The sequence below is a fragment of the Thauera phenylacetica B4P genome, assembly GCF_000310225.1.
Taxonomy (GTDB): Bacteria; Pseudomonadota; Gammaproteobacteria; order Burkholderiales; family Rhodocyclaceae; genus Thauera; species Thauera phenylacetica.
This window is the reverse complement of sequence record NZ_AMXF01000649.1, coordinates 1-293: the sequence shown is the minus strand read 5'-3', so window position 1 is coordinate 293 and position 293 is coordinate 1. Positions and strand designations below refer to the sequence as shown.

Below are 293 nucleotides of genomic sequence, written 5' to 3'. Positions count from 1 at the left end.
GCTCGATCCGAAGCAGTTCGAGAACATGTTCCGGCGCTGGGTGGGCGGCGTGGTCGGTGCGCTCAGCGACGATGCGGGCCTGGCCGGCACGATCGCGATCGACGGCAAGACCGTGCGCGGCTCGAGCACCGGCGGCGAGAGCGCGATCCACATGGTCAGCGCCTTCGCCACCGAGCTGGGACTGGTGCTCGGCCAGGAGAAGGTCGCCGCCAAGAGCAATGAAATAACGGCGATTCCCGAGCTGCTCGAGGCGCTGTCGATCAAGGGACTGCTGGTCACGATCGACGCGATGG

The 293-nt window shown here is 66.9% G+C and carries 1 protein-coding gene; it reads left to right on the top strand.

Annotated elements, in window-relative coordinates:
- A partial coding sequence (locus C667_RS24120; RefSeq protein ID WP_004393821.1) for an ISAs1 family transposase occupies positions 1-293 on the top strand: 293 nt, incomplete at both ends.